Here is a 26,994-nt window from a genome sequence, read left to right on the forward strand (position 1 = left end):
ACGCCTCCCCCACAACATCACCAGGACCCATCAAAAAATACAGACACGTGAAAAACGGATAAAATAGCGAACTCAGCGACGCCTCGTCCAGAAACCGGGACACGGCGAAGCCATCACGCTGAAGCTTCATCGCTGCCTTGCCCCGGCCATATCCTGGTCAACGGCTACCACGGCGAGCCGTGACGCCACGCCACGCCGTGATTGGTCATCTCGTCCAGGAACGCTTTGCCGCGCGTCGCCCGAGAAATGCCCTTTATGGCGAATTGCACCCTGGTCAAGCGCTTTTCCCCGAAAGCGCGTCCCGTCGATCCTTTGCCTCTTCAGTGCTCCTATCAGGCCAATGAATCTCGGCGCAATCTGGAGCGTTTTCCGATCCGCTCGAAATGGAAAGAGGCTCTGAACACTCTGGTCTTATTGCGTTTGTCTCGCGTACGAACGGGTCCAGAGGTCTGCGGATAATGCTCTCGCTGTCGTCCTTCAGAGGATGTCCATCACAATCCTCCTGAATCGAAAAGGAGAGGATGATGATGTCTCGCGGATGACGGGATCAAACTCCAATGGCGAAAGGCGCATTGCACGCGGCCCAAGGCAAGATCTCCAAAAGGATTTTACGGCAGATCGTGGACGATTATCCCATTTCCATTAGAGTGCTTGTGGAGACCGCCAAAGACGCGGCTCCTCTGTGCACTCGGGAGATGATGATGTCGATGATGATAACCCGCCGGAACCTAGCCAAACTCGGTTTTGGGATCGGCGCCGGGGCCCTGCTTGCCCGCAATGCGCTCGCGCAAACGCCTGCGTTCTTTCGGATCGGAACCGGCGGAACGGCCGGAACCTATTATCCTGTCGGCGGTCTTCTGGCGAATGCGATCTCCAATCCCCCGCAGCTCGTTCTGACTGCTCAGGCGTCCAATGGCTCCGTCGCCAACATCAACTCCATTGCCTCGGGCGCGCTCGAATCCGGCTTCAGCCAGGCTGACGTGGCTTATTGGGCCTATACCGGCACCGGCTTGTTCGACGGCAAGGGCAAGATGGAGGATCTGCGTCTCCTGGCGAACCTCTATCCGGAAAGCATCCATCTCGTGGCCGCCAAGTCCGCGAACATCAAGTCGGTCGCCGATCTGAAGGGCAAACGCGTTTCGCTTGACGAGCCCGGCTCAGGTACGCTGGTCGACGCGCGCATCATCCTGGAAGCGTGGGGCATCAAGGAAAGCGACGTCAAGGCGGACTTCCTGAAGCCCAACCAGGCGGCCGAGAAAATGCGCGACGGCGGCATGGATGCCTTCTTCTTCGTCGGTGGTTATCCAACCAGCGCCATCACCGAGCTTGCGGCGACGGGCGGTGGAATCGACATCATCCCGCTGGCGGGCCCGGAAGCGGAGGCGCTTCTCAAGAAGTACACGTTCTTCGCCGCCGACGAGATACCTGCGAATACCTACAAGAATGTCGGTGCCGTGAAGACGCTGGCCGTGGGTGCACAATGGGTCACCTCCGCCAAGGTGCCGGATGCTGTCGTGTATGAGATCGCGAAGGCGCTCTGTAGCGATAAGACGCGCGCCGCGCTGGATGCAGGCCATGCCAAGGGCAAGTTCATCCGCAAGGAAACGGTCCTCGCCGGCGCCGGCATCCCCGTTCATGCGGGTGCCGCCAAGTTCTACAAGGAAGCTGGGCTCCTGAAGGCCTGATCAAGCCTCGTCCCGCATTGCCCGCCTCTCGCGGCCGGAAACCGCGAGGGGCCATTTTCTATCGCCCTATGACGCGAGTCCATGACCATGTCTCACGCCGACGCATCCGTGCTCATCGAAGACCGTAGCCTCGAGGAAAAGTTCGATCCCGAAATGCGCTTCCGGCCTCTGCGCTTCGGCACGGCCTGGCTCGTGGCGGGACTGCTCTTCGCGCTGTCCATGTTTCACTACTATACTGCGGGCTTCGGCTTGCTGCGGGAGACGACCCATCGCGGCATCCACATGGCGTTCGTGCTCGGGCTGATCTTTCTCGTCTTCGCAGCGAGGAAATCGGACCAGGATAAAGTCGCGCCATCGCAATGGTGGCGGCCGGGCGGTATCTCACTCCTCGACTGGACGCTCGCTGCGGCTGCGGCGATGGCGAGTTTGTATGTTCCCTCGATTTTCCATGAGCTCGCCTTCCGGGTCGGCAACCCGACGACGACAGATGTGGTGATGGGCACGATCCTGATCGTCGTGTTGCTCGAAGCCGTTCGACGTTCGGTCGGCTGGCCGCTTCCGTTCATCGCGATCATGGTAATGCTCTATGCTTATTTCGGCCCGACCATGCCCGGAATTCTCAAGCATCCGGGCGCGTCCTGGTCCAACATCGTCAATCATCTCTATCTCACCAGTCAGGGAATTTACGGCATCGCGCTCGGCGTCGTGGCGACCTATGTCTTCCACTATGTGCTCTTCGGCGTGCTTGCGACGCGCGTCGGCCTCGGAAAGCTTTTCATCGATCTCGCGTCCTGCGTGGCCGGCCGCTATGCCGGTGGTCCCGCGAAAGTGTCGATCTTCGGTTCGGCCTTGTTCGGGATGATCTCCGGATCGTCGATCGCCAACACGGTCACGGTCGGCTCGCTCACGATTCCCGCCATGATCCGGATGGGTTATCCGCGCCATTTCGCGGCGGCGGTCGAGTCGACAGCGTCGACCGGTGGGCAGATCACGCCGCCGATCATGGGGGCCGCGGCCTTCCTGATGGTGGAGTTCTTGAACGTCTCCTACCAGACGGTCATTCTCGCGGCGATCGTGCCGGCGCTGATGCACTTCTTCGGCGTGTTCATGCAGGTTCACTTCGAGGCCAAGCGCTCCGGCATGCGCGGCATGAGCGCGGAGGAATTGCCGCATGCAATGACCGTGCTGCGCGAAGGCTGGCAGTCGGTCATGCCGCTGGCCGTGTTGCTGATCGTCCTCTTCTCCGGCTTCACGCCCTATCTGGCGGCGTTTTGGGGCATCACGGCCTGCGTGCTCATCGGCACCGTGCGGGTTCCGCTGGTAACGATGGGTTTCCTTGCGGCCATCGCAGGAGCCATCGCCGCGGGCCTTCTCACCAAACTTGTCTTCATCGTGCCTGTCTTCGCGATCGTCTGCGGGCTGATGATCTATACGTGGCTGCAGAGCGAGGCGGGCAAGGCCAAGATGATCGAACTTGCCGATGCTTTCGTGGTCGGCGCGAAATACGCCATTGGCGTTGGGGCGGCGGCGGCGACCGTCGGCATCATCGTCGGCATCGTGACGCTGACGGGCGTCGGGTTCAAGATTTCCTTCATCGTCACGTCCTTCGCAACGCAGATCGCGCAGACCTTGGGTGACTTCATGCCCGTGTGGCTGTTTGATTTGAAATCGATGACGTTGTTCTTCACGCTCGTGATGACCGCTGTCGTGTGCATCCTGCTCGGATGCGGCGTGCCGACGACGGCCAATTACATCATCATGGTGACGGTGGCGGCGCCTGCGCTCGGCCTTCTCGGAGTGGCGCCGATCGTGGCTCATTTCTTCGTGTTTTATTATGGCGTTCTTGCCGACATCACGCCTCCCGTGGCGTTGGCAGCCTATGCGGGCGCCAGCATGGCGGGGGCGGATCCGTTCAAGACGGGCAATACCGCGTTCCGTCTGGGGCTCGGCAAGGCGCTCGTGCCGTTCGTGTTCGTTTATGGACCAGCCATGCTGATTGTGACGCCGGAATTCACGTGGCCGAGTTTCCTCATGATCGTGAGCTCTTGCATGGTTGGGATCGTGCTGCTGTCCGCGGCTTTCACCGGATATGCGCTCGGGGCGTTGCGGACCTGGGAACGGTGGCTCGCTGGCTTGGCCGCGCTTCCGATCATTGCTCCCGATGGGACGATGACGGCGATCGGTCTTGCGCTTGCGAGTCCGGTGATTGTATCGCAGCTTCTCAAGGCGCGGGTGCGTCAGGCGGCCGTGGCGGCATAGCAACGGTCGGTCGCCATCATGGCGCGATGGGAGTGACTCATGAAGACCAAGACCGACACGTTACGGGCCTATGCGCGTCTCGCGCCGGTCATCCCCGTGGTCACGATCGACGACGCGCGAGCGAGCATCGATCTGGCTCATGCCCTTCTGGGAGCCGGCCTGTCCGTGATCGAGATCACGCTTCGGACACCGCAAGCGCTCGATGCGATCAGCGCGATCGCGAAGGCCGTGCCCGACGCCGTCATCGCCGCGGGAACGGTCCTGCATGAGAGCCAGATTCGTGAGGTGGTCGATGCGGGCGCGAAATTCATCGTCACGCCTGGGACGCCTGTCCGTCTCGCGGAGCATCTGCGAGAAGCCGCGATTCCCGTCATGCCGGGTTGCGCGACCGTGTCCGAGGCCATGACCCTCGCGAGCCTGGGCTTCGAGGTTCTAAAATTCTTTCCGGCCGCTGCCTCGGGGGGCGCTGCCTGGCTCAAATCCGTCCAGGGGCCATTGCCGAAACTTTCGTTCTGCCCGACCGGCGGGATCGATCTTGCGAGCGCTCCGTCTTACCTGTCGCTCGCCAACGTCCCCTGCGTCGGTGGAACGTGGATTGCGCCGCAGGAGGCCCTGAAGAACGGCGATTTCGCGAGGATCGGACGTCTTGCCGCCGAGGCTTCGGCCCTCCGCAAGGCCGCGTGAACCAAACGCCGAGGCCTCCGTTGTGTTCTTAGCTCGGCTTCGAACACGTTCGAGGAGGCCGCCGTGATCGGTTACAAAAAATTGCTCGACGCTGTCGTCGGGGTCAGTCGCCCCTCCGATCAGGACGCGGGCGATGAGGCGAGGAGACTTCAGGGCGATCAAGCGACGTCGAAAGAGGCCCCCAGTCGCCGTTACGCTTTGGCGGAGCGTGTTGCGAAAGTCGGCGGCCTCGCGGTGATCGTCGGTGTCGTCTATCAGGCTTTTCATCTCCGCCGCAGCGGCAAAGACCGGGCGAGTGAAGGCGAGGCCGGGTTGTCCGCCTCGACCGCCCCGGGCGTCGAGGCTCGCGAGCAAGGGCTCATCCCGCCAGAGACCTCCCGTTTTCATCCTGTCTCAGCGACGGAGGACGATGCGCTGCTTTTCTTGCGCGCCATGGTGGCGGCGGTGACCGCCGACGGCCGCGTCGACGAGAGGGAGCGCGCGTTGATGGTCAAAGGCCTCATCGAGGCCGGAATCGATCCGCAGGCGAGCCGCTGGCTTGAGGATGAGCTCGCCTCGCCGGCGGATGTGGAAGAGCTTGCCGACGCGGTGAACGATCCTGAAAAGGCGGCGCAAGTCTATGCCGCCGCGCGCATCGCCATCGAGCCTGATACGATTCAGGAGCGCGAATTCCTGCATCGGCTCGCTGAAGCCCTCGATCTTGATCCGATCATACGCTCGCAGATCGATGACATGATTGGGGCGCTTCAGTAGGAAGGCAGCCCAGCTTGCAAAGGGACAGGCTTGTGCAAAAGTGCCTATGGCACGGCCGGTTGATTTCGGACACGGCACCGGCTCAAATCGAGATCCGTTATTCGTTGAAACCAGAAAGGACCGCGGAATGGTTGAAAGGCCTCACCGTCGCACGCCCGATCAGCTTCGCTCTCGCCTGTGGTTCGACAATCCCGACAATCCGGGCATGACCGCTCTCTATCTGGAGCGCTATCTGAACTATGGCCTGACCAGAGAGGAACTGCAGGGCAAGAAGCCGATCATCGGCATCGCCCAGACAGGCTCGGACCTTTCACCCTGTAACCGGCACCATATCGAACTCGCCAAGCGCGTGCGTGACGGCATTACGGCAGCGGGCGGGATCGCGTTCGAGTTCCCGTGTCACCCCATCCAGGAAACGGGGAAGCGGCCCACGGCCTGCCTTGATCGCAATCTGTCCTATCTGTCGCTCGTCGAAGTCCTCTACGGCTATCCGCTCGATGGCGTCGTGCTGCTCACCGGTTGCGACAAGACCACGCCCGCCTGCCTCATGGCGGCGGCGACGGTGAACATTCCGGCGATTTCGCTCAATGTCGGTCCGATGCTCAACGGTTGGCACCACGGCGAGCGGACAGGATCGGGAACGGTCATCTGGAAAGCGCGCGAGCGTCACGCGGCGGGCGAAATCGACTACAAGCAGTTCATGGACATCGTTGCTTCGTCGGCGCCCTCGGATGGTCATTGCAACACCATGGGCACGGCCTCGACCATGAACGCGCTGGCCGAGGCTTTGGGCATGTCGCTGCCGGGTTCGGCCGCGATCCCCGCGCCCTATCGCGAGCGCGGGCAGATATCCTACGAGACCGGCCGGCGCATCGTCGAGATGGTATGGGAGGATCTGAAGCCGTCCGACATCATGACGCGGGAAGCCTTCGAGAACGTCATCGTCGCGAATGCCGCGATCGGCGGCTCCACCAACGCGCCGATTCATATCAATGCCATCGCCAAGCATATCGGCGTGCCGCTCACCTGCGATGACTGGGAGAAGGTCGGATTCGAGATTCCATTGCTCGTGAACATGCAGCCGGCGGGCGCGTATCTCGGCGAAGAATATTATCGCGCGGGTGGTCTGCCGGCGGTCATCGCCGAGTTGATCGCGGCGGGGAAGATCCATGAGAAGGCGCTGACATGCGCGGGTACCACCATCGGCGAGAATTGTCGCGGCAAGGACACCTGGGACCACGACGTGATCCGGCCCTATGACAAGCCGCTGAAGCAGAAGGCGGGCTTCCTCAACCTCAAGGGCACCCTGTTTGATTCCGCGATCATGAAGACCTCCGTGATCAGCCCGGAATTCCAGGATCGCTATCTCAACAATCCGAAGGACCCCAATGCGTTCGAGGGACCCGTCGTCGTATTCGACGGTCCGGAGGACTATCACCACCGCATCGACGATCCATCACTCCATATCGATGAGCACACAATCCTCATCATGCGTGGCGCGGGCCCGATCGGCTATCCCGGCGCGGCGGAAGTGGTGAACATGCAGCCGCCGGGAGCACTCATCAAACGCGGGGTGTTCTCCTTGCCCTGCATCGGCGATGGCCGTCAGTCGGGCACATCGGGCACGCCCTCGATCCTCAACGCGTCACCGGAAGCAGCGGCTGGCGGCGGATTGGCGTTGCTTCAGACAGGCGACCGCATCCGCATCGATCTCAACAAGCGCAGCGCCGATATTCTGATCTCGGACGAGGAGTTGCGCCGCAGGAGGGCGGATCTCGAGGCGAAGGGCGGATATGCGTACCCTGCGAGCCAGACGCCATGGCAGGAGATTCAACGCTCCATGGTCGATCAATTGTCCGAGGGCATGACCTTGAAACCCGCAGTGAAGTACCAGAGGGTCGCCCAGACCTTCGGTGTGCCGAGAGACAATCACTAGAGGTCTTCGGGTGGCTCATGGTTGATCGGCTGAAAGGCAAGACGGCGCTTGTCACCGCAGCGGGGCAGGGGATCGGGCGTGCGATCGCGCAGGCCTTCGTTCGCGAGGGCGCGCAAGTCTGGGCGACGGACCTCGATGCCGGTCGATTGACCGACCTTGAAGGCGCGCGGTGTCGCACGCTCGATGTGCGCTCGCCAGAGGCGATTGCCGCGTGCATCGCTGAGACGGGGCCCCTCGATGTTTTGGTGAACGCGGCGGGCTTCGTGCACCATGGCACGGTGCTTGAATGCTCCGACGACGATTGGGATGTCTCGTTCGATCTGAACGTCAAATCCATGCACCGCACCATCCGTGCGGTGTTGCCGGGCATGCTCGACAAGGGGGGCGGGTCGATTGTGAATATCGCGTCCGGGGCATCTTCGGTGCGCGGTATTCCGAATCGCTATGCCTACGGTGCGACGAAGGCTGCCGTGATCGGGCTAACCAAGGCCGTGGCGGCGGATTTCATCCGTCGGGGCATTCGCGTCAACGCCATCTGCCCCGGCACGGTGCAGTCCCCTTCGTTGAACGAGCGCATCGAAACCCAGGCCGCCGCCTCGGGCCAAAGCGCCGAGATCGTGCGGCAAGCCTTCATCGACCGTCAGCCGATGGGGCGGCTCGGAACGCCGGAGGAAGTGGCGTGGCTGGCCGTGTATCTCGCATCCGATGAGGCCGCGTTCACGACCGGACACATTCACCTCGTCGATGGCGGCTTCGCGCTCTGACAGCGAGCAAACCTTAAGTAGATCGAATCGGATAGGGCGTCTCCGCCACCGCGGTCAGCGGTCCGTTGCCGGAGAACCATGAGGTCAGGTTGTCGACGACGAGCTGCCCCATGGCCCTTCGCGTGTGCACCGAGCCGGAGGCGATGTGGGGCAGAAGCACGACATGCTCCATGTCGATCAGCTCCTGGGGAACGCGCGGCTCGTCGTCGAAGACGTCGAGGCCTGCCGAGAGGATAGTCCCCGCGCGCAGCGCTTCGATCAGGGCCTGCTGGTCGACGACGCTGCCGCGAGCGACGTTGATCAGAATGCCGCTCGGCCCAATCGCCTCCAACACCTCCGCATTGATGAGATGCCTTGTCGATGCGCCGCCGGGAGTGATGACAATGAGCACGTCCGACGCCTCGGCGAGGCCGACGAGGCTGGGATGGTAGGCGTAAGCCATATCCTCCTGCTGCGTCCGGCCATGATAGGCGATGGCGACGTCGAACCCTTCGAGCCGCTTCGCAATCGCCTTGCCGATACGGCCCAGTCCCACGATGCCGACCTTTCGCCCACGCAAGGTGGGCGAAAGGGGGAAGGATGCCTTCAGCCATCGTCCCGCGCGCAGGTAGCGATCGGCCTGTGGGATCTGGCGTAGGGTCGCGAGAAGGAGGCCGATGGTCAGGTCCGCCACTTCTTCGTTCAACACGTCCGGCGTGTTGGTGACGATGATGCTGCGTTTTGCTGCTTCAGCGACGTCCACATTGTCGTAGCCGACGCCGAAGCTCGAAATGATCTCCAGGTTTGGCAGGCGGTTGATGAGCGCGGCGTCCGCGCGCCCCGTCATCGTGCTCGTCGCGAGGCCGCGAATGCGTGGGCCGATCTCGGCGAGATAAGCCGCGCGGTCGGCCTGCTCCCACAGGCGATGCAGGACAAAGGCCTGGTCGAGGGATTCGATGACGCTCGGCAGCATCGGCCCGGTCATCAAGATGTCGGTCTTGGTCATGCGTATGATCCTGATCGCGAGAAGGGTGTGCTCTAGCCCAGGCTGCAGCGGGCCGCCGCGCCCTTGCGGAGAGCCTCGTCGATGGTTTTGCCTTGCCGCTGGAGAGCGCTTTTGACGTCGGCGGGCAAGTGCAGCCAGTGGCAGCCGCGCAGGGCCGCCTCCAGGCCGTAGAGCGCGTTGAGGCTGACGCGTCTGGGCAACATGAATTTCAGGCGCCGATAGGCTTCGACCGACCCCAGCGCCTGAAGGTCCCCGACTGTGTGGATGCCCACTTCATCGAGCCACGCCTGCGTAACGGGCCCCACCCCCGGCAGGGTGCTGATAGGCGCATCCTTCATGCTGATGTCTCCGGCTCGCGATGCCTTATCCGTTCACGATAGAGCAAGTAGAGCCCGGAAGCGATGACGATGCCTGCTCCGACGAGGGTCCAGGTGTCCGGCCAATCGCCAAACAGGATGTAGCCCAAGGCCAGCATCCAGATGATCTGCGTGTAGATGAAGGGGGAGAGGATAGCGGCCGGCGCGCGCGCATGGGCGAGCACCAGAAGCCAGTGCCCGAAGGCGCCGATTGCGCCTGTCATTAACATCAGAAGCCATGTCAGGGGCGAGGGCGTCGTCGTCCAGATCCACGGCAGGAGCGGCGTCATCAGAACGAGGCCGGCGAGACCGGAATAGAACGTGGTCGTGGAAGAGGAATCATGGGCCGCCAGCATCCGGGTCGTGATGCCGTAGAGCGCATAGGTGATAGCGCCCGCCAGCGAGAGCAGGGCAGCGGGTTGCATGGTCCCGAGGCCGGGCCGCATGACCACGAGCACGCCGACGAGACCGAAGCCGATGGCGATCAGGCGTTGCGAACCGACGCGCTCTCCCAACATCGGCCCGGCAAGCAGGGCGACGATCAGCGGCGTCGAAAACTGGATCGACGTGGTCTCGGTCAACTGAAGGTATTTCAGCGCGGTGAAGCTGCAGATCGTCGTGAGAAACATCAGCCCCGAGCGTATGAGCTGCAACGGAAGGCGTCGTGACTTCAAAAATCCGGGCTGTGTCCAAGGATTGATGAGGAAGGATGTCAGAACCACGCTCGACATGTAGCGGGCCCACACCGTGACGAGCGGATCGACCGAGCGGTTGACCCATTTCACCGTGGAATCGAGGCACGAAAAGCAGATCAGCGCCGCGCACATGAGCGCGATGCCCGTCAAGCGTTGCCGCTTCACCGAGGAAGGGGTGGAGGAGAGGACGGGAGTCGCGAGGTCAGCCATGACGCCATGCTAACGGCAGAGCTGCGTCTCGACGAGTGTTCGCCGCGCACAGCCCTCCTGCGCGCGGAACAATTCTGAAGCGAAGTGAAAGCGTGATCAGGCCGGAATGGCGGCGGGTTGATCGGACGAGCCGATTTCGTCGAGCTCGTCGTCACCCTCGAAACCCGTCTGGTCTGCGCCCGTTATGCCGGCGAGGTTTTTAGCGGCTTTACGCAGAAGTTTTCTAAGGCGCTTGCGGTCCTTGTTATCGAAACCGTCGAGAAGCTCGGCCTCGACTTCGTTCCAGAGCGCATCGATGGCAGCGGCCTTGCGCTTGCCTTCCTTGGTCAGCTTCACGCGAACCACGCGCGCGTCACCTGGTTCGGTGTGGCGCTCGATGAGCTTCAGGGTCGAGAGCCTCGATACGGTCTTGGAGGCTGTCGGAGGACGGACGCGCAGGATGCCGGCCAGTTCGCCCATGGTCATGGGTCCCGAATTGACCAGCGCCTGCAGAACCTGTTCCTGTCCCGCGAAGAGGCCGAGCTCGGAGAGCTTGTCGCCGGTACGGCTGCGGTGGAGCCGCGACGCCTGAACCAAAGCCCAGCCGACGGTTTTCACGCCCGGATGATTGTCGTCCTTGTCCATCCACGTCCCCGCTCTTCGGAGCAGCCTCGCGCTGACGGCGTCATCCGCGTCTACTCTCTTGTCTCATTGCGCATGGCGGTGTCGGAAAAGCGATTCGCGCTCTCCCGGATCAGCCCATCGCCCCGACGGTCGCACCATGGTCAATAGTCATGACGATTCGATGACAGTTCGTCACAACCTAACAAATAAGATGTGGCCCTTTGCCTAAGCCTCAAGGGTGAGGGCACTTTCATGCCAGCGCCGCAGCAGGGCATGGGTCAGGGCGGATAACAAGAGGAACAGGACGATCCCTGCCACCGCCAGGAGAACCAGCGCCGCGAAGAGGCGGGGGATATTGAGTCGGTACTGGCTCTCGAGGATGCGATAGGCGAGCCCTGCACCTGCCCCAGCGGAACCAGCCGCCATCTCGGCGACCACGGCCCCGATCAGGGAGAGGCCTCCGGCGATCCGCAGGCCCGCCAGAAAGGCGGGAAGCGCCGCAGGTGCGCGCAGAAGCCAGAGCGCTTTCAGTCTTGAGCCGAGGCGGGCGATGGGTGTTTGCGTCGGCGGAACGCCATAGAGCTGAAACAGTTCGAGCAGATTCCGATCGACCGATTGGAGGCCCAGCATCGTGTTGGACAGGACCGGGAAAAAGGCGACGAGCCAGGCGCAGGCCAGCACCGCGATATCCTGCGGCATATAGATCAAGAGCAGCGGCGCGATCGCGATGATCGGCGTCACCTGCAGCACGACCGCAAAGGGATAGAGTGAGTATTCGACCACCCGCGACAGGCTGAGCAGAACCGCGAGAGCGACACCACCGGCGACGGCAAGGCCAAGTCCCAGCAACGTGGTTTTGAGTGTCACGAAGAGCGAGGCCGACAGCAGCGGCCAATCGGCGACGAGGGTTTGTGCGACCAGGCTCGGCGCGGGCAGGATATAGGGCGGCACGGCGTGGCGGCGGACATACATTTCCCAAACCCCGATGGCGGCAATGAAAACCGCAAGCGGCAGGATCAGGCGGAGGAGGGTGCCCTGCCTTGCTGCGCTGATGGGTGAAAATGTCGTCATCGCTCACACCGGCCCGTCTGAGGTCAAACTGATCAGGAGGCGCGATACCTCCTGGCACAGGGCGGCATAGCGCGGGCTGGTGCGGAAATTCAGGCCGCGTTCGCCGGTCGCATCGGCTTTGATCTCGGCGGCGATGCAGCCGGGGCGCGGCGTCATGATCGCGATGCGGCTTGAGAGATACGCGCTCTCGAATACGGAATGGGTCACGAACACGATGGTGCAACCCAGTTCGCGCTGCAACCGCAACAGATCGTCATTGAGCCTGAAGCGCGTGATCTCATCGAGGGCGGCGAAGGGCTCGTCCATCAAGAGGAGTTTCGGCTTCACACTGAGCGCGCGCGCGATAGAGACGCGCATCTTCATGCCGCCGGACAGTTCTCGCGGATAGGCGTCGGCGAAGGCCTCGAGGCCGACGAGGGCAAGGCATTTTGCGATGCGTCCCTGTGCATCACGCTTCGACAGCCCGCGAAGGCGCAAAGGCAGCCACACATTGTCGGCGACATTCGCCCACGGCATCAGCGTCGGCTCCTGGAAGACGAAGCCGATATCGTCGCGATGGTCCAGGCTCGATGCGGTTGGCCAGGTCACTCTGCCTTGCGTCGGCTTCGCCAAGCCGGCGACGATCCGCAGCGCCGTTGATTTGCCGCAACCGGAGGGACCGAGAAGAGAGATGAACTCCCCCGCGCGGATATCGAGATCGAGCCCGGCAAGCGCCGTCACACCATTGGCGAAAACCTTGGTGACCCTTTGCAGGGAGACGAGGGGGGGAGCGGGCTCTGTCATGCGAGGCTGCAACGCGAAAGGCGTCGCCTCTCCTACTTTTTCAGATCGAGCCCGACGCCCTTGTTCACGAACTGGAGCGTATAGGCCTTTTTGTAGTCCAGATCGGCCTTGAACAATCCGGCCTTCACCATCTTGTCGAAGAAATCCTTCATGCGCGCATCGCTCATCGCGCCGATGCCGCGAGTGGACGTGTCGCCTGAATCGACGATGCCATATTCCTTCATCTTGGCGACCGAATAGGCGATGAGCTCATCCGTCATCTCGGCATTGTCGCGTTTGATGAGCGCGTTCGCCTTGGTGCTGTCGCCGTAGAGATAATTGTACCAGCCGATGGTCGAAGCGTCGATGAAGCGCTGCACGAGATCGGGGTTCTTCTCGATGAGCTCGCGACGGGTCTCGACCGTCGTGGAGTAGGTGCTGAAACCGTGATCCGCGAGCAGGAAGACGTTGGGCTTGAAGCCCGCCGCCTTCTCGATGGTCAGCGGCTCGGCCGTCACGTATCCCTGCTGAACCGCCTTCTTGTTGGCGATGAAGGGCGCGGGGTTGAAGCCGAAGGGCTTTACCTGCTCGTCCCTGAAGCCGAACTCCGCCTTCATCCACTGATAGAAGGTGGCGAAACCGTCCTTCGAGATCAGGATGTCGTTCGACTTCTTCAGTTCGGTGAAAGTGTCGAGGCCCTCGCCCGGATGGCTCAGGAGGATCTGAGGCTCCTTCTGAAAGTGCGCGGCGACGACGACGGTCGGGATGTCCTTCTCGACCGCCGAGAAGGCCTGGATCATGCTGCCGCCCATATAGAAGTCGAGCTTGCCGACGGTCATGAGCATTCGGTTATTGGCCCGCGGACCGCCCGGAACGATCGCGACCTTGAGGCCATATTTCTCGTAGGTGCCGTCCGCGACCGCCTGATAATAACCGCCGTGCTCGGCCTGGGCGATCCAGTTCGTCCCGAAAGTCACCTCGGTCAGCGGCTGCTGCGCCCGAGCGCCGCCTGCGCCCCATGTGAGAGCAATCGCCAGCGCTCCGGTCATGTAAGTCTTGAGCATCATCGCAGCCATCCTCCGCCGTTTGAGGCCAGCTTCTGCGTGGTTCGAACAGCCTTGGCAAGTTCCCTTTGCGGCAGCTTCCGGTCTTCAGGGCGCGATCATTCCACGGCCCAGGGATAAGTCCAGGTCTCCGTCAGCGTCCGATTTCCGGCGCGCAGGAAGGCGCGCATATCGGTGGACTGGCCCGGCTCGAGCTTCACGTCGATGGCGGCCCGGAAGCCCTTGGTGTGGTCGTTGGGCACGATGAAGGTGTGCGTGATCTGACCGGCCGAAATGGAGGGGATCAGCTGCACCAAACCGGGATCGCTCAGGTAATAGGGCAGGTTCCCGCCCGCGAAGTCGATGATGAAGCGGCGATGGGTGGGATCGCTCGGGGCATTCGAACCGCTGGCGCGAGCCGGAGCGTGGAATGTGTTCACCACCTTGCCGCCCGGATGCAGCCCTGCCGACGATACGGCGCGCAGTTTATAGGAGAGCGTGATCTCCTGCCCCGCTTCGTAGGGACGATTCGGCTTCCAATAGGCAACAATGTTGTCGTGGGTTTCGTCGGGGGTCGGGATCTCGACCAGTTCCACGCGGCCCTCGCCCCACTGGCCGACGGGCTCGACCCAGTAGCCGGGTCGCTTGTGATAGTAAGCCTCGAGATCCTGGTAGTTCTCGAACACGCGGTCGCGCTGCATCAGGCCGAATCCACGGGGGTTATTGTCGCTGAAGGACGAGACGCTCTTGCGGGTCGGGTTGCGCAAGGGACGCCAGATCCATTCGCCCGCGCCCGATTGCATGAGAAGCCCATCCGAATCGTGCAGCTCGGGACGGAAATCGTCCGTGCTGTGCCGATCGTTCTCGCCCTCGAAGAACATCGAGGTCAGCGGCGCGATGCCGACATTGGCGATGGCCTTGCGCGGGAACAGAGTCGCTGTGACATCGAGCGCGGTCTCCTTCGACGGATAGACGTCGAAGCGATAGGCTCCGGCCACAGAGGGGCTGTCGAGAAGCGCGTAGATCGTCGCCCGCTCGCTGTCGGGCTTGGGCGTCTCGATCCAGAATTCCCGGAAAAAGGGAAACTCCTCGGCGTCCCCACTCTCCACGTTGATCGCGAGGCCGCGAGCGGAGAGGCCGTATTTCTGATCGGCCCCAAGAAAGCGGAAATAGCTTGCGCCGAGGAAGGCGATCAACTCGTCGAAGATCCTCGGATCGTTGAGGGGATAATGCAGGCGGAAGCCCGCGAAGCCGAGATTGACCGGCAGCGGCTTCTCGATCTTGTTGCGGCCATAGTCGAACAACTCGCGCTGATAGGGTACCGGAGTCGGCACGCCGTCGCGCAGCACGTTCACGGTCACGGGGCGCTGGAAGAGAAAGCCTGGATGGAAGAGCTGCATCCGGAAAGGTCCGCCGCCGGTCGCCAGCAGCGCCCGGTCGGGACGGAAGCGGATATCCCGGTAATCGTCGAAGCTCAGACGGTTCAGCGGCTCGGGCAACTGCGCGGGAACCGGTTCGTAAGGCGCGCCCGCCAGCTCGCGCGCCTTGCGCACGACGTCCTCAAAACGGAAGGGCGTAGGCGCAGGCACTCCATTCTGCTGAGTCTGGGCCAAAGCCGATGTCGCTGCGGTGGCGAGGAGGCTCTGCAGAAGGGCGCGGCGAGACAGGGGAATCATGGATACTGAACTGTGCTTTTTTCTTCGGTTGAGAAGGTGCCGGATGCGGCGGCGCGAAAAGATTCCGGACCGCTTTTCGTGGACCTGCGCCACTTAATGGAGGCTGAACGGGTCCGGCGGGAGTGTTTGCGCCGGGAGAAGTGAAAAAATCCTGCGAAAGCCTCAAAAAACTCTTGTCGTCCGAGTCCATTGGACCTATTTGAACCCTTGCCCAATTTCGCACGTGCCTGTGGTCGCGTGCCGGTTGGTGGGCATCCGGACAAGAGGCCGGACAGCCGCCCGAGAACAACCTCGTTCTCGATACCCCTAACCGGCAGCCGGAGGCGAAACCGGCGTACTCCGCTCTCAACGGAGGACGTGGCTTAAAGCAACGACGAACGGGCTTTTTTGGTCTCGTTGGCCCTCCAAAGGTCAGCACCGAAGAGGCTTGTTTATCATTGCCAGGCGTGCGGTCAGGGAACTCCCCTTTCCAATCCAAGGCAGCATCGTCGGGTGAAGAGCCCATCGGCGCACCTCGTGTCTCCACAGCACGAGTGCTCGATGCAACTTCCCTCGCTGACGCCGGGTGCGTTGAATCCTTTGGTGGGTTTCGACGACATCTGAATTTCAATCCGGGGCCAGGAAGGTCCCATTGAACCTTTGGTGGGGAGAGCGCCATGACTCAGCGCATCCGTGAATTCCTGCGCAACCGACGTGAGGACGGACCTTGCGTCGTCGTCGACCTTGATGTCGTGCGCGACAACTATTCGAAATTTGCCCGTGCGCTCCCCGACACGCGCGTGTTCTACGCAGTGAAGGCGAATCCTGCGCCGGAAGTACTGAAAGTTCTCGCCGATCTCGGCTCGTGCTTCGACACGGCCTCCGTCGTCGAGATCGAGATGGCGCTGACCGCGGGCGCCACGCCCGAGCGCATCTCCTTCGGCAATACGATCAAGAAGGAGCGCGACATCGTGCGCGCGCTCGAACTCGGCGTGCGTCTCTACGCGGTCGATTGCGAGATCGAGGTCGAGAAGATCGTCCGCGCTGCGGAGCAGGTCGGCGTTCCGGCATCCGAGGTGAAGGTGTTCTGCCGCATCCTGTGCGATGGCGCGGGCGCGGAATGGCCGCTGTCGCGCAAGTTCGGCTGCGTTCCCGAGATGGCGGTGGACGTGCTGGAGCACGCCTGCCGTCACGGGCTTGAGGCCTACGGCGTGTCGTTCCATGTCGGCTCGCAGCAGCGCAACACGGAAGCATGGGATCAGGCGCTGAGTTCCGCTTCCACGATCTTCCGCGAATGCGCCGATCGCGGCATCCACCTGTCGATGGTCAATCTCGGCGGCGGTTTCCCGACGAAGTACCTGAAGTCGATCCCGCAGGTGGAAGCCTATGGCGAATCGATCTTCCGGGCGCTCTCGAAGCACTTCGGCAACCGCATCCCTGAGACGATCATCGAGCCAGGTCGCGGCATGGTCGGCAATGCGGGCATCATCGAGGCCGAGGTTGTTCTCGTCTCGGCGAAGAGCCGCGATGAGGGCGAGGTGCGCTGGGTCTATCTCGACATCGGCAAGTTCGGCGGTCTCGCCGAGACGATGGATGAATCGATCCGCTACCCGATCCGCACCGAGCACGATCACGACCCCAAGGTGCCGTGCGTGCTCGCCGGTCCGACCTGCGACTCAGCCGACGTTCTCTACGAGAAGGAGCCTTATCCGCTCCCGGTCTCGCTGGAGATCGGCGACAAGGTGCTGATTGAAGGCACAGGCGCCTACACGACCACCTATTCGGCGGTCGCTTTCAACGGCTTCCCGCCCTTGAAGTCCTACGTGATCTAAATCGCGTCCCGCCTGCCTCGTCCTTTCGAGGCAGGCACCAACCCGAAAAAGTTGTCCCGGACGGCCTGCTCGTCAAAGGAGCAGGTGCGAGGGCTGTCGCTTACCCCCAAACTTGGGAGGCTACGGCCATGATCACCATTCGCGCGGAAACAATCCGCGATATCGAGGCGCGCGAGGCGCTGCTTGATGCCTGCTTCGGACCGGCCCGGTTCCAGAAGACCTGTGAGCGCCTGCGCGAAGGTCGCACGGCGGCCGAGGGCTTGTCACTCGTCATCGAGCAGGACAGCGCCATCGTCGGTACCGTTCGCCTGTGGCGCATCAGTGCCGGCCCGAACCGACCGGCCCTGATGCTGGGCCCGATCGCCATCGATCCCGCCTGCCAGAGCCTCGGTTTGGGCGCCAGGCTGATGCGCGACGCGTTGGCTCGCGCCGCCGCGCAGGGGCACGAGGCGGTGCTGCTGGTGGGAGACGCGCCCTATTATGAGCGTTTTGGTTTCTCCACGAAGCACACGGGCTCCCTCTGGCTGCCCGGACCCTATGAGCGCAACCGCTTCCTCGCCTTGGAACTCAAGGCGGGAGCGCTCGATGGCGCGCGCGGGCTTGTGTCCGCGACCGGCGAGACCGCGCAGAAGCCCGATCTCGCGGCCCTTGTCGCAGCGGCGGCGCAGGGCGCTCTCGGAGGCTTGAACCGCGCCGCCTGAAATCCCCCGGCAATTGACGCGCGCTGCACCGGAGGAAATGGTGCGGCGCGCGTTCGTTTGTCACCGATCCACTCTAACCACCGATCCACACTAACCTTAAGTTGCCTGACGAAGGAGTTTCATCAATGACCAACTGGCCCGTCCATGGCCGGATCTCCGGCCCGATCGTGATGATCGGTTTCGGTTCGATCGGCAAAGGAATGCTGCCGCTGCTCGAGCGTCATTTCGAGTTCGACAAGAGCCGCCTGGTGGTTATCGATCCCAACGATGCGGACCGCCATATGCTCGACGAGCGTGGCATCCGCTTCATTCATCAGGGTCTGACACCGGACAACTACAAGCATCTCCTGCAGCCTCTTCTGACGGAAGGTGGCGGCCAGGGCTTCTGCGTGAACGTGTCGGTGGATACGTCTTCCCGTGACATCATGGAACTCTGCCGCGAGCTCGGCGCGCTCTACATCGACACGGTCGCCGAGCCGTGGCTGGGTTTCTATTTCGACAAGAACGCCGGTCCGGCGGCCCGCACCAACTATGCGCTGCGCGAGATCATTCTCGACGCGCGCCGCAGAAACCCCGGCGGCACGACCGCGGTATCCTGCTGCGGCGCGAATCCCGGCATGGTCTCCTGGCTCGTGAAGCAGGCTCTCCTCAACCTCGCGAATGATCTTGGCCTCAAGTATGAAGATCCGAAGACCCGCGAGGAGTGGGCGGCGCTGATGCAACGCACGGGCGTTAAGGGCATCCACATCGCCGAGCGGGATACCCAGCGCGCCACCTCCGAGAAGCCGATGGGCGTGTTCGTGAACACCTGGTCGGTCGAGGGCTTCGTGTCCGAGGGATTGCAGCCGGCCGAACTCGGCTGGGGCACGCATGAGAAATGGATGCCGAGCAATGCGGGCACGCATGAGAAGGGTAATAAGGCTGGGATCTATCTGTTGCAGCCCGGCGCAGATACCTACGTGCGCTCCTGGACGCCGACCGCCCAGGCACAGCGTGCGTTTCTTGTAACGCATAACGAGTCGATTTCGATCGCCGACTTCTTCACCGTGCGCGACGGCGACAACGTCACTTACCGCCCCACCTGCCACTACGCCTATCATCCCTGCAACGAGGCGGTGCTCTCGTTGCACGAGATGTTCGGCAATGCGGGCAAGGCGCAGGACGAGTTCCACATTCTCACCGAGGATGAGATCGTCGACGGCATCGATGAACTCGGCGTGCTGCTCTACGGCCATGCCAAAAATGCCTATTGGTACGGCTCGCAGCTCTCCATCGACGAGACGCGCATGCTCGCGCCCTATCAGAACGCGACCGGCCTTCAGGTCACGTCGGCGGTTCTGGCCGGCATGGTCTGGGCGTTGGAAAATCCGAATGCAGGCATCGTAGAAGCAGACGACATCGACTTCCGTCGTTGCCTTGAAGTGCAGATGCCCTATCTCGGCCCTGTTGTCGGCGTGTATACTGATTGGACGCCGCTTGAAGGCCGCCCCGGATTCTTCCCCGAGGATATCGACACCTCGGATCCCTGGCAGTTCCGGAACGTCCTCGTGCGGTGATCCGCTATTCCCATGGCCGGCCCCGCGCCGGCCATGGCCTCAAGAGAGACGCGCATGCCCCATTTCGAGGAATTTTACGCCAACAAGCTCCTCGGCTCCCTTGGAGTCGTCGATGCAGCGGCCGTGCTCGATCTGCGGAGCGCGTCCCGGGAGAAGGCGGCCGCCTCGATCCAGGACATGCTGGAGCGTAGCCGCTTCGCTCAGAGCAAGGCCGTCGCGATCCGTCTTGCGCCGCCGCCGGAGGGCGGAGGCGAAACCCTGTTCCAGCCCGTCGGCAAGGCGTTGTTGGAAGCGAAGAAACGCGGTTGGATCGAGCGGTTGCAGACTTTGCCCGCGCAGGACGGGCTTGGGTTTTACGTGGTCTTGTCGGGCAAGCCCGAGCGCGAGGACGGGCCGCCGGGCGCGGCCTGACGGCGTTACTGCGCAATCGCCACGCGGATGTCTTCTTCCGTCACATCGTCGAGCGCCTTCGCGACCTTGTAGGCGCGCGTTTTGACGCCGGGCTCCATCACCAGAATGATGGTCTCGATGCCTGGGCAGGACGGGTCGGTGCAGGCGATTTCGTTGACGGCGAAGGCGGTATCGGGCGCGGCCTGGAGCACCGCGCGGGTCCATTCCTTCACGCGCTGCACGGCTTCCCGATCCGGCTTGGGCCGACCGAATGCCCCTTTCAGGAAGGCCCCGAGCCGCGTCATGTGTCCGACCTCAGGTGGGGAGCGTCAGGATGCCCGCCTGGCCGTCCTCGCAGCCGAAGGCGAGGCGTTTGCCGCTCTTGTCCCAGGCGAGTGCAGTCACACCGCTGCCTTCGACGGCAGGGCGTACCAGAAGCTCGGAAGCGTCGGTGAGGCGGATGAGCAGGATGCAGCCGTCCTCATAGGCGACGCCGAGCACATAGGTGTTGGGGTGAAACGCCACCCGGCTGACCTTGGCATGGCGCACGCCGCATTCGCGCGGCTGCTTGCCCATGGGGCCTTCCTTCGATTCGAAGGGCCAGATGATGGCGGCCTCAGCGCCCGAGGTCGCAAGCCATTTGCCGTCTCCGGACCAGGAGAAGGAGCGCGTTTTCGACGGATAGCCGCTCATACGCATGTTGCCCTTGTCAGGCACCAACCGCCAACCGTGCAGGGCGTTTTCCTGCATCGAGGTCACGACGAAACGGGCATCCGGCGACCAGGTGACGTCGAGATGCGAGCCTTTCCATTCGAGCGTTTCCGGCTTGGCCTCCACATTGGGAAACCACAAAGTCGCGCCGTTGTAGTGGGAGATCGCAAGACGGTAGCCCTTGGGTGCGAAGGCGAGGCCGCGCGCGGTGCTGGGGACTTCGAGGACTTTCTCGCGCCCCTTGTCGTCGCGGGCGACGACGCGCTTGCCCGCGCCATAGGCGAAAGCGCCCCCGGCGCTGACGGCGAGAGAGTCGATCCACGCGCCCTTGGTCTCGGCGAGCGTTTTCGTCGAGCCGTCCGCGCCGGTGACAGCCACGCGCCCATCATCGCCGCCGGTCACGAATCGCTCGCCGTCGCTCATACCCACGAGGATGCCCGCATCGGGATGAGCCTCGACGCGATGCGTCTCACCGTCCTTCGTCAGCAGCACGCCGCCATCGCCGAGAGCGAAGGCGGTTGTGGCCTTCAGCCAGCCTATGGCGGTGACATGCGCGCCCGCATCGATGGGCGTGACGTTCTGGGTGAGAGACGGAGCGGTTTGAGCGGTCATTCAGGCGATCCCTTCAGGGGGCCAATAGCATAGGATAGCGGAAAAGGAGCAAACGTTTGCGTCATTCCGGGATCGCGAAGCGGAGCCCGGAACCCATAGCCGCGACATTGTGCGATAAGATGCCGAACATACGACATCTTGGGGAGCGCCTGTGTTTATGGGTTCCGGGCTCGTGCTTCGCACGCCCCGGAATGACGGACCACGCTCACGCGGCCGTCGCCAAAAAGCCTTCCTTGATCGCCTTCTCGTTCAAATCGCGGCCGATGAAGACAACCTTCGAATCGCGCTTCTGGCCGGGCTTCCAGTCGTCCTGCACGTCCCCGTCGAGGATCATGTGCACGCCCTGGAAGACGAAACGCTTCGGCTCATTCGGGAAGGCGACGATGCCCTTGCAGCGCAGGATGTTCGGACCCTCGACCTGGGTCAGGTTCGAGATCCACGGCATGAATTTTTCCGGATCGACCTCGCCGTCGAGCTTCAGGGAGATGGATTGCATCTCCTCGTCGTGATGGTGGTGATGGCCCTGCTCCAGAAAGTCCGGCTCGATTTCGATGATGCGGTCGAGATCGAAGGCCTTGCGGTCGAGCACCTCGCTGATCGGCAGGGAGCATTTCTGCGTCCGATGCAGCTTGGCGTAAGGGTTGATGGCGCGGATGCGCGCCTCGACCTCGGCGAGTTCATCCGCTGTCACGAGATCGGTTTTGTTGAGGATGATGACATCCGCGAAAGCGATCTGGTTCTTGGCCTCGGGCGCGTCCTTCAGCCGGTCGGAGAGCCACTTGGCGTCGGCGACGGTCACGACCGCGTCGAGCCGCGCGACGTCCGACACGTCCTGGTCCATGAAGAAGGTCTGGGCCACGGGGGCGGGATCGGCGAGGCCGGTGGTTTCGACGATGATGGCGTCGAACTTGCCTTTCCGCTTCATCAGCCCGTCGAGAATGCGGATCAGATCGCCGCGCACGGTGCAGCAGATGCAGCCGTTGTTCATCTCGAACACTTCCTCGTCCGCGCCGACGACGAGCTCGTTGTCGATGCCGATTTCGCCGAATTCGTTGACGATCACCGCATAGCGCTTGCCGTGCGGCTCGGTGAGGATGCGGTTGAGGAGGGTGGTCTTACCGGCGCCGAGATAGCCTGTGAGAACGGTGACGGGAATCTTGTCGGTCATCGGATGTTCCAGAGGGTTTACGGGTGTCATCCCCGGCGGCGGAAGGAGATCCAGGTCCGGCCGGGCCGTCTCTGGTTTCCCTTCCCTCGCTTCGCTCGCCGGGAATGACATCCAGGCGCGCTTGCCGCAAGGGGTTGCTCAGCTCGACAGAGCGCTGCTGAAGGCCCTTATATTGTGTCTCATCATGTCAATGTAAGTCCCGGCCGGACCGCTCGGGTCCGAAAGCGCATCCGAGAACACCCGCTCGCCGATCCGGGCTCCGGTTTCCTTCGCGATGCGCTCCATCAGGCGCGGATCGGAGACGTTTTCCACGAAGATCGCTGTGATCTTCTCGCGCTTGATCTGCCCGATGATCTTGGCGACGTCCTTGGCCGAGGCTTCCGAATCCGTCGAGACACCCTGCGGCGCGATGAATTCAATCTCATACGCATCCTCGAAATAGCGGAAAGCGTCGTGGGAGGTAATGATCCTGCGGCGCTCAGCGGGGATGCTCGCCACGAGGCGCTTCACGTCGGCCTCCAGGCTATCGAGCTTCTTGAGGTATTCGGCGGCATTCGCCTCATAAGCGGCCTTGCCGGCGGCATCGGCGGCCACCAGCGCATCGCGGATATTGGCCACATAGATCTTCGCGTTGGCGATGCTCTGCCAGGCATGGGGATCGAACTCGCCATGGTGGTCATGGCCGTGATCTTCGCTCTTCAAAGGCTTCACGCCCTTGGCGGCCTGGACCGTCGCCGCCTTGGTGCCGGAGGATTTGACCAGCCGGTCGATCCAGCCTTCGAACTTGAGCCCGTTGCTGAAGACGACCTTGGCTTCCGTCAGGCGGCGTCCGTCGGCCGGCGTCGGGGAATAGACATGCGCATCGCCATTGGGGCCGACAAGGGTCGTGACCTCGACGCGGTCGCCGCCTACGCTGCGGACAAGATCGCCCAGGATCGAGAAGGTCGCGATCACTTTCAGCTTGTCGGCGCTTTGCGCGATGGCGGTCAGCGGCGTTGTGGCCAGCGTCAGAGACCCCATCAGAAAGGATAGGGCCATTCTTCTCGTCGTCATAGGCTTGTCCCCTTTTGAGGATGTCAGGCTTCGAGGTGTTTGCCGGGCCATGCGAGCCACAACAGGCCGCCCTCACGGCCAAGAAGGAGCGAGGCGGCATAGATGCCCCCCGCAGCCAAAATGATCGCGGGGCCCGCAGGCAATTCCGCATGAAACGAAAGCAACAGACCGGCGAGTCCGGACACCATTCCGATCGCCACGGACACGACCATCATCAGGGTGATGTCGTTGGTCCAGAAGCGCGACGCGGCGGCGGGCAGCATCATCATGCCGACAGCCAGCAGCGTGCCGAGCGCATGGAAGCCGCCGACGAGGTTGAGCACCACGAGACCGAGGAAGATCAGGTGTGTCGGCGTTCCAGCTCGGCTCACCGAGCGCAAGAACGTGGGGTCCACGCATTCGAGCACGAGGGGCCGGTAGAGAACGGCGAGCGCTGACACGGTGATGGTCGAGATGGCGGCGAGCAGCAGAAGCGTATTGTCGTCGAGCGCCAGCACCGTGCCGAAGAGAACATGAAGCAGATCCACGTTCGAGCCGCGCAGCGACACGATGGTGACGCCGAGCGCGAGCGACAAGAGGTAGAATGCTGCGAGCGAGGCATCTTCCTTCAAGGTGGTGAAGCGCGAGACGAGACCCGCCGCGATGGCGACGACGACGCCTGCGACCAGGCCGCCGATGGTCATGGCGGGAAGCGACAATCCGGCGAAGAGATAGCCAACGGCGGCTCCCGGCAGGATGGCGTGCGCCATGGCATCGCCGGTCAGACTCATGCGGCGCAGCATCAGAAAGACACCGATCGGGCCGCCCCCCAGAGCAATGGCGATCACGCCCACAAGGGCGCGCCGCATGAACTCGAATTCGGCGAAGGGGCTGTAAACGAATTCAAGCATGGACGCGCCATTCTGCAATCTGATGGAACGCGCTCACGCAGCGTTCCGGTGGCACTCATGCGCATGAGGATCATGCGCCTCGACCATGCGGCGAGCTTTCAGGAGATTCTCGGCACTCAAGACCTCGTGGGTCACACCCCAGGCCACCGGCTCGCGGGCGATCAGCAGCGCCTGCGGGAAGACCCGCCTCACCATGTCGAGATCGTGCAGCACCGCAACGACGGTGCGGGATTCATCGTGCCAGCGGCGGACGAGATCGAGCAGATCGGCAGTGGTGCGGGCGTCGATGGCGGTGAAGGGCTCATCGAGCAGGATCACGGATGAATCCTGCAGGAGGAGCCGCGCGAAAAGGGCGCGCTGCATCTGGCCGCCGGAAAGGGTGGAGATGGGGCGGCGTTCGAAGCCGATCAGACCGACGGCGGCCAGCGCCTCTTCGATCTTCGTCCGGTCCTTGCGGCTGATGCCGCCGAGAAGGCCTGAGCGGGACCAGAGCCCCATGGCGACGAGATCATAGACCGAAAGCGGGAAGGAGCGGTCGATGTCGGCGGCTTGAGGCAAATAGGCGATGGGTGCGTTCGACGAGCCAATGAGGCGGATGCGGCCCTCAAGAGGGCGGAGCGTCCCGACGATCCCTTTCAGGAGCGTCGATTTTCCGGCACCGTTCGGGCCGACGACCGCCGTCAGGCTGCCCGCGGCGATCTCGCCGTCCAGGTGGTGAACGGCCGGGCGTCGGCCATAGCCGAGGGTCACCTCATCGAAACGGATCGCGGTCGCGGACATGGGTTCACGCCAGAACGAGAAGGACCAAAAACCAAAGCGCCGCGAGGACGATGCCGGCCCCGGCCAGACGCTGCCAGGCCGAGAGGCGCAGGAGCGAAAAGGTCGGAGCGGCGGCAATCGCGCGCGGCGCATGCTGATGATCGCTATGCAACATACAATCCAAATATAACGGGAGTTCCGCCATTTCTAGAGGGCGTATAGTATTTTATACGCATTTTTTGATTGTATATTTTTGCGATGCAACCTTAGGCGGTTGGATGGTATTGGTAGAGCCAGGTTTCGCTCAAAATCTCATCACCGTTACGAAGAAAGCAGCGCATCTCGACGGGTTCGTTTCCGGCGGCGGTGAGATCGAACTGGGTGCGCCAATGGCCCGGCACGTTGTCAGGAACGGCCTCGGTCAGGATGTTGGAGAACTCGCCGCGTGAGGCGGTCAGCACCGGCTTCGGATAAACGCCGCTCGCCAACCGGGTCAGGGGCTCGCCGAGGAACTCCACCATGAATTTGCGCACACCCTTCGGCCGCGCCGTGCCGGCTTGGCCGCCATTGCCGAAGCGGGTCGCGACGACGCGGGCGAGGTGGGTCGGATAGGGCTCTTCCGCCGACCAATGCATGCGGAAGCGGAATTCGAAAGCTTGCCCCGCCTTGGCCGGCTCGTCCGGCACCCACATGGCGACGATGTTATCGTGGATCTCGTCGTCGGTCGGGATTTCGACCAGCTGGATCGATCCCTTGCCCCAACTGCCTTCCGGCTGAATCCAAAGGGACGGACGGCGGTCGTAATAGACCCCGTCGAGGTAATGGTCGAAATTGCGGTCACGCTGGAGAAGGCCGAACCCTTTCGGGTTCTCGTCCGAGAAGGTCGATGTGATGATGCGCGGCGGGTTGTTGAGAGGCCGCCAGATGCGTTCGCCCGAGCCCGTCCACATGGCCAGACCGTCCGAGTCGTGGATCTCCGGCCGCCAGTCGATGGCGGTGGGCTTGGTGGTTTCGGAATACCAATACATGGAGGTCAGCGGTGCAAAGCCGAGGCGCGCCACGTCCTTGCGCAGGAAGACCGCGCTGTCGATGTCCATGATCACCGCGGCCGCCCGCTGCATCACGAAGCGGTAGGCACCCGCAACGCTCGGACCGTCGAGCAGGGCATAGACCGTCACCGTGTCCGAACCCGGCTGCGGGGTCTCGAAATAGACATGGGTGAAGTCCGGGAACTCCTCGTTCTTCCCGTGCACCGCCACATCCACAGCAAGGCCACGGGCGGAGAGGCCGTATTGATAGAGTTCGCCGATGGCGCGGAAATAGGACGCGCCGAGGAAAGCGACCCAGTCGTTCTTGCGCCAATCGAGCTTGCCGTTGCGCGCCTCCTGGAAGCGGAAGCCCGCGAAACCGGAATTCGCCGGAAGCTTGCGGGCCGGGGAATCGACCGGCATGTCGAAATAATCGCTGTCGTAGACGATCTCGCGGGCCTGGCCCTTATCGACCACGTGCATGCGCACCGGCTTCTGGAAGAAGCGCCCGAGATGGAAGAAGGTGACCGGGAACTCGCTCGGCCCGTTGGCCCAGAGCGCAAGGTCGGTCTTGAATTTGATTTTGCCGTGGGCGTCGTAGTCGATCTGATCGAGGATCTCGGGCGAGGGGCGCGGAGGCGCGACGTAGCGCGACCCGGCCATATCGCGGGCGCGCTTCTTCAGGGCGTCGAACGAGAAGGGAACCGGCGCGCCGGCTTTCAAGGCCTGCTGCGCCAGGGCCGGGCCGGAAAACCCGGCGGCGGCGAGGCCCGCGGTGGCGGTTGCGAACTGAAGAAACTGACGACGATCGAACATGAAGGAGCGCATTTTTT

General features: G+C 62.7%; 26 protein-coding genes. 10 read left to right on the top strand and 16 right to left on the bottom strand.

Annotated features, from left to right (window positions below):
* Positions 1 to 710: 710 nt before the first annotated feature.
* The 6 genes from I2H38_RS15140 to I2H38_RS15165 all read left to right on the top strand — a co-directional run bounded on the left by I2H38_RS15140 (position 711) and on the right by I2H38_RS15165 (position 8,081).
* Positions 711 to 1,685 carry a TAXI family TRAP transporter solute-binding subunit gene (locus I2H38_RS15140; protein WP_407664095.1) on the top strand — a complete coding sequence of 325 codons (975 nt, stop codon included), beginning with the start codon at positions 711 to 713 and terminating at the stop codon, positions 1,683 to 1,685.
* 81 nt (positions 1,686 to 1,766) lie between these two features.
* On the top strand, positions 1,767 to 3,944 hold the full coding sequence (locus I2H38_RS15145; protein WP_407664083.1) for a TRAP transporter permease: 2,178 nt from the start codon (positions 1,767 to 1,769) through the stop codon (positions 3,942 to 3,944).
* Between the two features lie 39 nt (positions 3,945 to 3,983).
* Entirely contained in the window at positions 3,984 to 4,628 is a 645-nt protein-coding gene (gene eda / locus I2H38_RS15150; protein WP_196272708.1) for a bifunctional 4-hydroxy-2-oxoglutarate aldolase/2-dehydro-3-deoxy-phosphogluconate aldolase, read from the top strand.
* Between the two features lie 63 nt (positions 4,629 to 4,691).
* A complete protein-coding gene (locus tag I2H38_RS15155) occupies positions 4,692 to 5,381 on the top strand; it encodes a tellurite resistance TerB family protein (RefSeq protein ID WP_324617411.1) in 690 nt (229 codons plus the stop codon).
* Positions 5,382 to 5,508: 127 nt separating this feature from the next.
* Positions 5,509 to 7,317 carry an IlvD/Edd family dehydratase gene (locus tag I2H38_RS15160; RefSeq protein WP_196272709.1) on the top strand — a complete coding sequence of 603 codons (1,809 nt, stop codon included), beginning with the start codon at positions 5,509 to 5,511 and terminating at the stop codon, positions 7,315 to 7,317.
* 17 nt (positions 7,318 to 7,334) lie between these two features.
* Positions 7,335 to 8,081, top strand: coding sequence for an SDR family oxidoreductase (locus I2H38_RS15165; RefSeq protein WP_196272710.1), 747 nt, complete (start codon positions 7,335 to 7,337; stop codon positions 8,079 to 8,081).
* A gap of 13 nt (positions 8,082 to 8,094) precedes the next feature.
* Here the strand turns inward: I2H38_RS15165 and I2H38_RS15170 are convergent, their stop codons facing one another.
* The 8 genes from I2H38_RS15170 to I2H38_RS15205 all read right to left on the bottom strand — a co-directional run bounded on the left by I2H38_RS15170 (position 8,095) and on the right by I2H38_RS15205 (position 15,482).
* Entirely contained in the window at positions 8,095 to 9,066 is a 972-nt protein-coding gene (locus I2H38_RS15170) for a 2-hydroxyacid dehydrogenase (RefSeq protein WP_196272711.1), read from the bottom strand.
* Positions 9,067 to 9,098: 32 nt separating this feature from the next.
* The gene (locus tag I2H38_RS15175) at positions 9,099 to 9,404 is read right to left on the bottom strand and encodes a TfoX/Sxy family protein (protein WP_196272712.1); all 306 of its coding nucleotides are present in this window, start codon (positions 9,402 to 9,404) and stop codon (positions 9,099 to 9,101) included.
* Entirely contained in the window at positions 9,401 to 10,327 is a 927-nt protein-coding gene (locus I2H38_RS15180; protein WP_196272713.1) for a DMT family transporter, read from the bottom strand. Before I2H38_RS15180 ends, I2H38_RS15175 begins: the two co-directional genes overlap by 4 nt.
* 96 nt (positions 10,328 to 10,423) lie before the next feature.
* The gene (locus I2H38_RS15185) at positions 10,424 to 10,951 is read right to left on the bottom strand and encodes a MarR family winged helix-turn-helix transcriptional regulator (protein ID WP_196272714.1); all 528 of its coding nucleotides are present in this window, start codon (positions 10,949 to 10,951) and stop codon (positions 10,424 to 10,426) included.
* A 204-nt stretch (positions 10,952 to 11,155) separates the two neighbouring features.
* The gene (locus I2H38_RS15190) at positions 11,156 to 12,001 is read right to left on the bottom strand and encodes an ABC transporter permease (RefSeq protein WP_196272715.1); all 846 of its coding nucleotides are present in this window, start codon (positions 11,999 to 12,001) and stop codon (positions 11,156 to 11,158) included.
* A 3-nt stretch (positions 12,002 to 12,004) separates the two neighbouring features.
* Entirely contained in the window at positions 12,005 to 12,784 is a 780-nt protein-coding gene (locus I2H38_RS15195) for an ABC transporter ATP-binding protein (RefSeq protein ID WP_196272716.1), read from the bottom strand.
* 32 nt (positions 12,785 to 12,816) lie between these two features.
* Entirely contained in the window at positions 12,817 to 13,839 is a 1,023-nt protein-coding gene (locus tag I2H38_RS15200; RefSeq protein WP_407664084.1) for an ABC transporter substrate-binding protein, read from the bottom strand.
* Between the two features lie 86 nt (positions 13,840 to 13,925).
* Positions 13,926 to 15,482: a glucan biosynthesis protein gene (locus I2H38_RS15205; RefSeq protein WP_196272718.1), complete on the bottom strand. Its 1,557-nt coding sequence runs from the start codon at positions 15,480 to 15,482 to the stop codon at positions 13,926 to 13,928.
* Between the two features lie 656 nt (positions 15,483 to 16,138).
* Between I2H38_RS15205 and I2H38_RS15210 the strand changes: the two genes are divergently transcribed.
* From I2H38_RS15210 to I2H38_RS15225, 4 genes are all read left to right on the top strand, one after another.
* Complete coding sequence (locus tag I2H38_RS15210; RefSeq protein ID WP_196272719.1) at positions 16,139 to 17,293, top strand: type III PLP-dependent enzyme; 1,155 nt, start codon at positions 16,139 to 16,141, stop codon at positions 17,291 to 17,293.
* 128 nt (positions 17,294 to 17,421) lie between these two features.
* The gene (locus I2H38_RS15215; RefSeq protein ID WP_196272720.1) at positions 17,422 to 17,994 is read left to right on the top strand and encodes a GNAT family N-acetyltransferase; all 573 of its coding nucleotides are present in this window, start codon (positions 17,422 to 17,424) and stop codon (positions 17,992 to 17,994) included.
* 125 nt (positions 17,995 to 18,119) lie between these two features.
* A complete protein-coding gene (locus tag I2H38_RS15220) occupies positions 18,120 to 19,550 on the top strand; it encodes a homospermidine synthase (protein ID WP_196272721.1) in 1,431 nt (476 codons plus the stop codon).
* A 54-nt stretch (positions 19,551 to 19,604) separates the two neighbouring features.
* Positions 19,605 to 19,961 carry a hypothetical protein gene (locus I2H38_RS15225; protein WP_196272722.1) on the top strand — a complete coding sequence of 119 codons (357 nt, stop codon included), beginning with the start codon at positions 19,605 to 19,607 and terminating at the stop codon, positions 19,959 to 19,961.
* 5 nt (positions 19,962 to 19,966) lie between these two features.
* On the opposite strand, the gene I2H38_RS15230 is transcribed toward I2H38_RS15225, so the two are convergent.
* The 8 genes from I2H38_RS15230 to I2H38_RS15265 form a co-directional block, all read right to left on the bottom strand.
* Positions 19,967 to 20,245 (bottom strand): hypothetical protein, encoded by a 279-nt coding sequence (locus I2H38_RS15230; protein WP_196272723.1) that lies wholly within the window; start codon positions 20,243 to 20,245, stop codon positions 19,967 to 19,969.
* Between the two features lie 10 nt (positions 20,246 to 20,255).
* Entirely contained in the window at positions 20,256 to 21,263 is a 1,008-nt protein-coding gene (locus tag I2H38_RS15235) for a WD40 repeat domain-containing protein (RefSeq protein WP_196272724.1), read from the bottom strand.
* Positions 21,264 to 21,468: 205 nt separating this feature from the next.
* On the bottom strand, positions 21,469 to 22,431 hold the full coding sequence (locus I2H38_RS15240; RefSeq protein WP_196272725.1) for a CobW family GTP-binding protein: 963 nt from the start codon (positions 22,429 to 22,431) through the stop codon (positions 21,469 to 21,471).
* Between the two features lie 138 nt (positions 22,432 to 22,569).
* A complete protein-coding gene (locus tag I2H38_RS15245) occupies positions 22,570 to 23,484 on the bottom strand; it encodes a metal ABC transporter solute-binding protein, Zn/Mn family (protein ID WP_196272726.1) in 915 nt (304 codons plus the stop codon).
* 23 nt (positions 23,485 to 23,507) lie between these two features.
* Positions 23,508 to 24,374: a zinc ABC transporter permease AztB gene (gene aztB, locus I2H38_RS15250; RefSeq protein WP_196272727.1), complete on the bottom strand. Its 867-nt coding sequence runs from the start codon at positions 24,372 to 24,374 to the stop codon at positions 23,508 to 23,510.
* Positions 24,375 to 24,407: 33 nt separating this feature from the next.
* On the bottom strand, positions 24,408 to 25,154 hold the full coding sequence (gene aztA, locus I2H38_RS15255; RefSeq protein ID WP_196272728.1) for a zinc ABC transporter ATP-binding protein AztA: 747 nt from the start codon (positions 25,152 to 25,154) through the stop codon (positions 24,408 to 24,410).
* A gap of 4 nt (positions 25,155 to 25,158) precedes the next feature.
* Positions 25,159 to 25,308 (bottom strand): hypothetical protein, encoded by a 150-nt coding sequence (locus I2H38_RS15260; protein WP_196272729.1) that lies wholly within the window; start codon positions 25,306 to 25,308, stop codon positions 25,159 to 25,161.
* A 91-nt stretch (positions 25,309 to 25,399) separates the two neighbouring features.
* Positions 25,400 to 26,977, bottom strand: coding sequence for a glucan biosynthesis protein (locus I2H38_RS15265; RefSeq protein ID WP_196272730.1), 1,578 nt, complete (start codon positions 26,975 to 26,977; stop codon positions 25,400 to 25,402).
* Positions 26,978 to 26,994: the final 17 nt, after the last annotated feature.

Source organism: Microvirga alba (assembly GCF_015694465.1).
GTDB lineage: Bacteria > Pseudomonadota > Alphaproteobacteria > Rhizobiales > Beijerinckiaceae > Microvirga > Microvirga alba.

Excerpts from the sequence above, each read along its gene's own strand:
- I2H38_RS15185 (WP_196272714.1), bottom strand. The coding sequence starts at position 10,951 with ATGGACAAGGACGACAATCATCCGGGCGTGAAAACCGTCGGCTGGGCT.
- I2H38_RS15235 (WP_196272724.1), bottom strand. The coding sequence starts at position 21,263 with ATGACCGCTCAAACCGCTCCGTCTCTCACCCAGAACGTCACGCCCATC.
- I2H38_RS15265 (WP_196272730.1), bottom strand. The coding sequence starts at position 26,977 with ATGTTCGATCGTCGTCAGTTTCTTCAGTTCGCAACCGCCACCGCGGGC.
- I2H38_RS15205 (WP_196272718.1), bottom strand. The coding sequence starts at position 15,482 with ATGATTCCCCTGTCTCGCCGCGCCCTTCTGCAGAGCCTCCTCGCCACC.
- I2H38_RS15195 (WP_196272716.1), bottom strand. The coding sequence starts at position 12,784 with ATGACAGAGCCCGCTCCCCCCCTCGTCTCCCTGCAAAGGGTCACCAAG.
- I2H38_RS15140 (WP_407664095.1), top strand. The coding sequence starts at position 711 with ATGATAACCCGCCGGAACCTAGCCAAACTCGGTTTTGGGATCGGCGCC.
- I2H38_RS15200 (WP_407664084.1), bottom strand. The coding sequence starts at position 13,839 with ATGGCTGCGATGATGCTCAAGACTTACATGACCGGAGCGCTGGCGATT.
- I2H38_RS15145 (WP_407664083.1), top strand. The coding sequence starts at position 1,767 with ATGACCATGTCTCACGCCGACGCATCCGTGCTCATCGAAGACCGTAGC.
- I2H38_RS15260 (WP_196272729.1), bottom strand. The coding sequence starts at position 25,308 with ATGTTGCATAGCGATCATCAGCATGCGCCGCGCGCGATTGCCGCCGCT.
- I2H38_RS15160 (WP_196272709.1), top strand. The coding sequence starts at position 5,509 with ATGGTTGAAAGGCCTCACCGTCGCACGCCCGATCAGCTTCGCTCTCGC.
- I2H38_RS15245 (WP_196272726.1), bottom strand. The coding sequence starts at position 23,484 with ATGACGACGAGAAGAATGGCCCTATCCTTTCTGATGGGGTCTCTGACG.
- I2H38_RS15170 (WP_196272711.1), bottom strand. The coding sequence starts at position 9,066 with ATGACCAAGACCGACATCTTGATGACCGGGCCGATGCTGCCGAGCGTC.
- I2H38_RS15165 (WP_196272710.1), top strand. The coding sequence starts at position 7,335 with ATGGTTGATCGGCTGAAAGGCAAGACGGCGCTTGTCACCGCAGCGGGG.
- I2H38_RS15240 (WP_196272725.1), bottom strand. The coding sequence starts at position 22,431 with ATGACCGACAAGATTCCCGTCACCGTTCTCACAGGCTATCTCGGCGCC.
- I2H38_RS15230 (WP_196272723.1), bottom strand. The coding sequence starts at position 20,245 with ATGACGCGGCTCGGGGCCTTCCTGAAAGGGGCATTCGGTCGGCCCAAG.
- I2H38_RS15190 (WP_196272715.1), bottom strand. The coding sequence starts at position 12,001 with ATGACGACATTTTCACCCATCAGCGCAGCAAGGCAGGGCACCCTCCTC.
- I2H38_RS15220 (WP_196272721.1), top strand. The coding sequence starts at position 18,120 with ATGACCAACTGGCCCGTCCATGGCCGGATCTCCGGCCCGATCGTGATG.
- I2H38_RS15225 (WP_196272722.1), top strand. The coding sequence starts at position 19,605 with ATGCCCCATTTCGAGGAATTTTACGCCAACAAGCTCCTCGGCTCCCTT.
- aztB (WP_196272727.1), bottom strand. The coding sequence starts at position 24,374 with ATGCTTGAATTCGTTTACAGCCCCTTCGCCGAATTCGAGTTCATGCGG.
- aztA (WP_196272728.1), bottom strand. The coding sequence starts at position 25,154 with ATGTCCGCGACCGCGATCCGTTTCGATGAGGTGACCCTCGGCTATGGC.
- I2H38_RS15210 (WP_196272719.1), top strand. The coding sequence starts at position 16,139 with ATGACTCAGCGCATCCGTGAATTCCTGCGCAACCGACGTGAGGACGGA.
- I2H38_RS15215 (WP_196272720.1), top strand. The coding sequence starts at position 17,422 with ATGATCACCATTCGCGCGGAAACAATCCGCGATATCGAGGCGCGCGAG.
- I2H38_RS15175 (WP_196272712.1), bottom strand. The coding sequence starts at position 9,404 with ATGAAGGATGCGCCTATCAGCACCCTGCCGGGGGTGGGGCCCGTTACG.
- I2H38_RS15180 (WP_196272713.1), bottom strand. The coding sequence starts at position 10,327 with ATGGCTGACCTCGCGACTCCCGTCCTCTCCTCCACCCCTTCCTCGGTG.
- eda (WP_196272708.1), top strand. The coding sequence starts at position 3,984 with ATGAAGACCAAGACCGACACGTTACGGGCCTATGCGCGTCTCGCGCCG.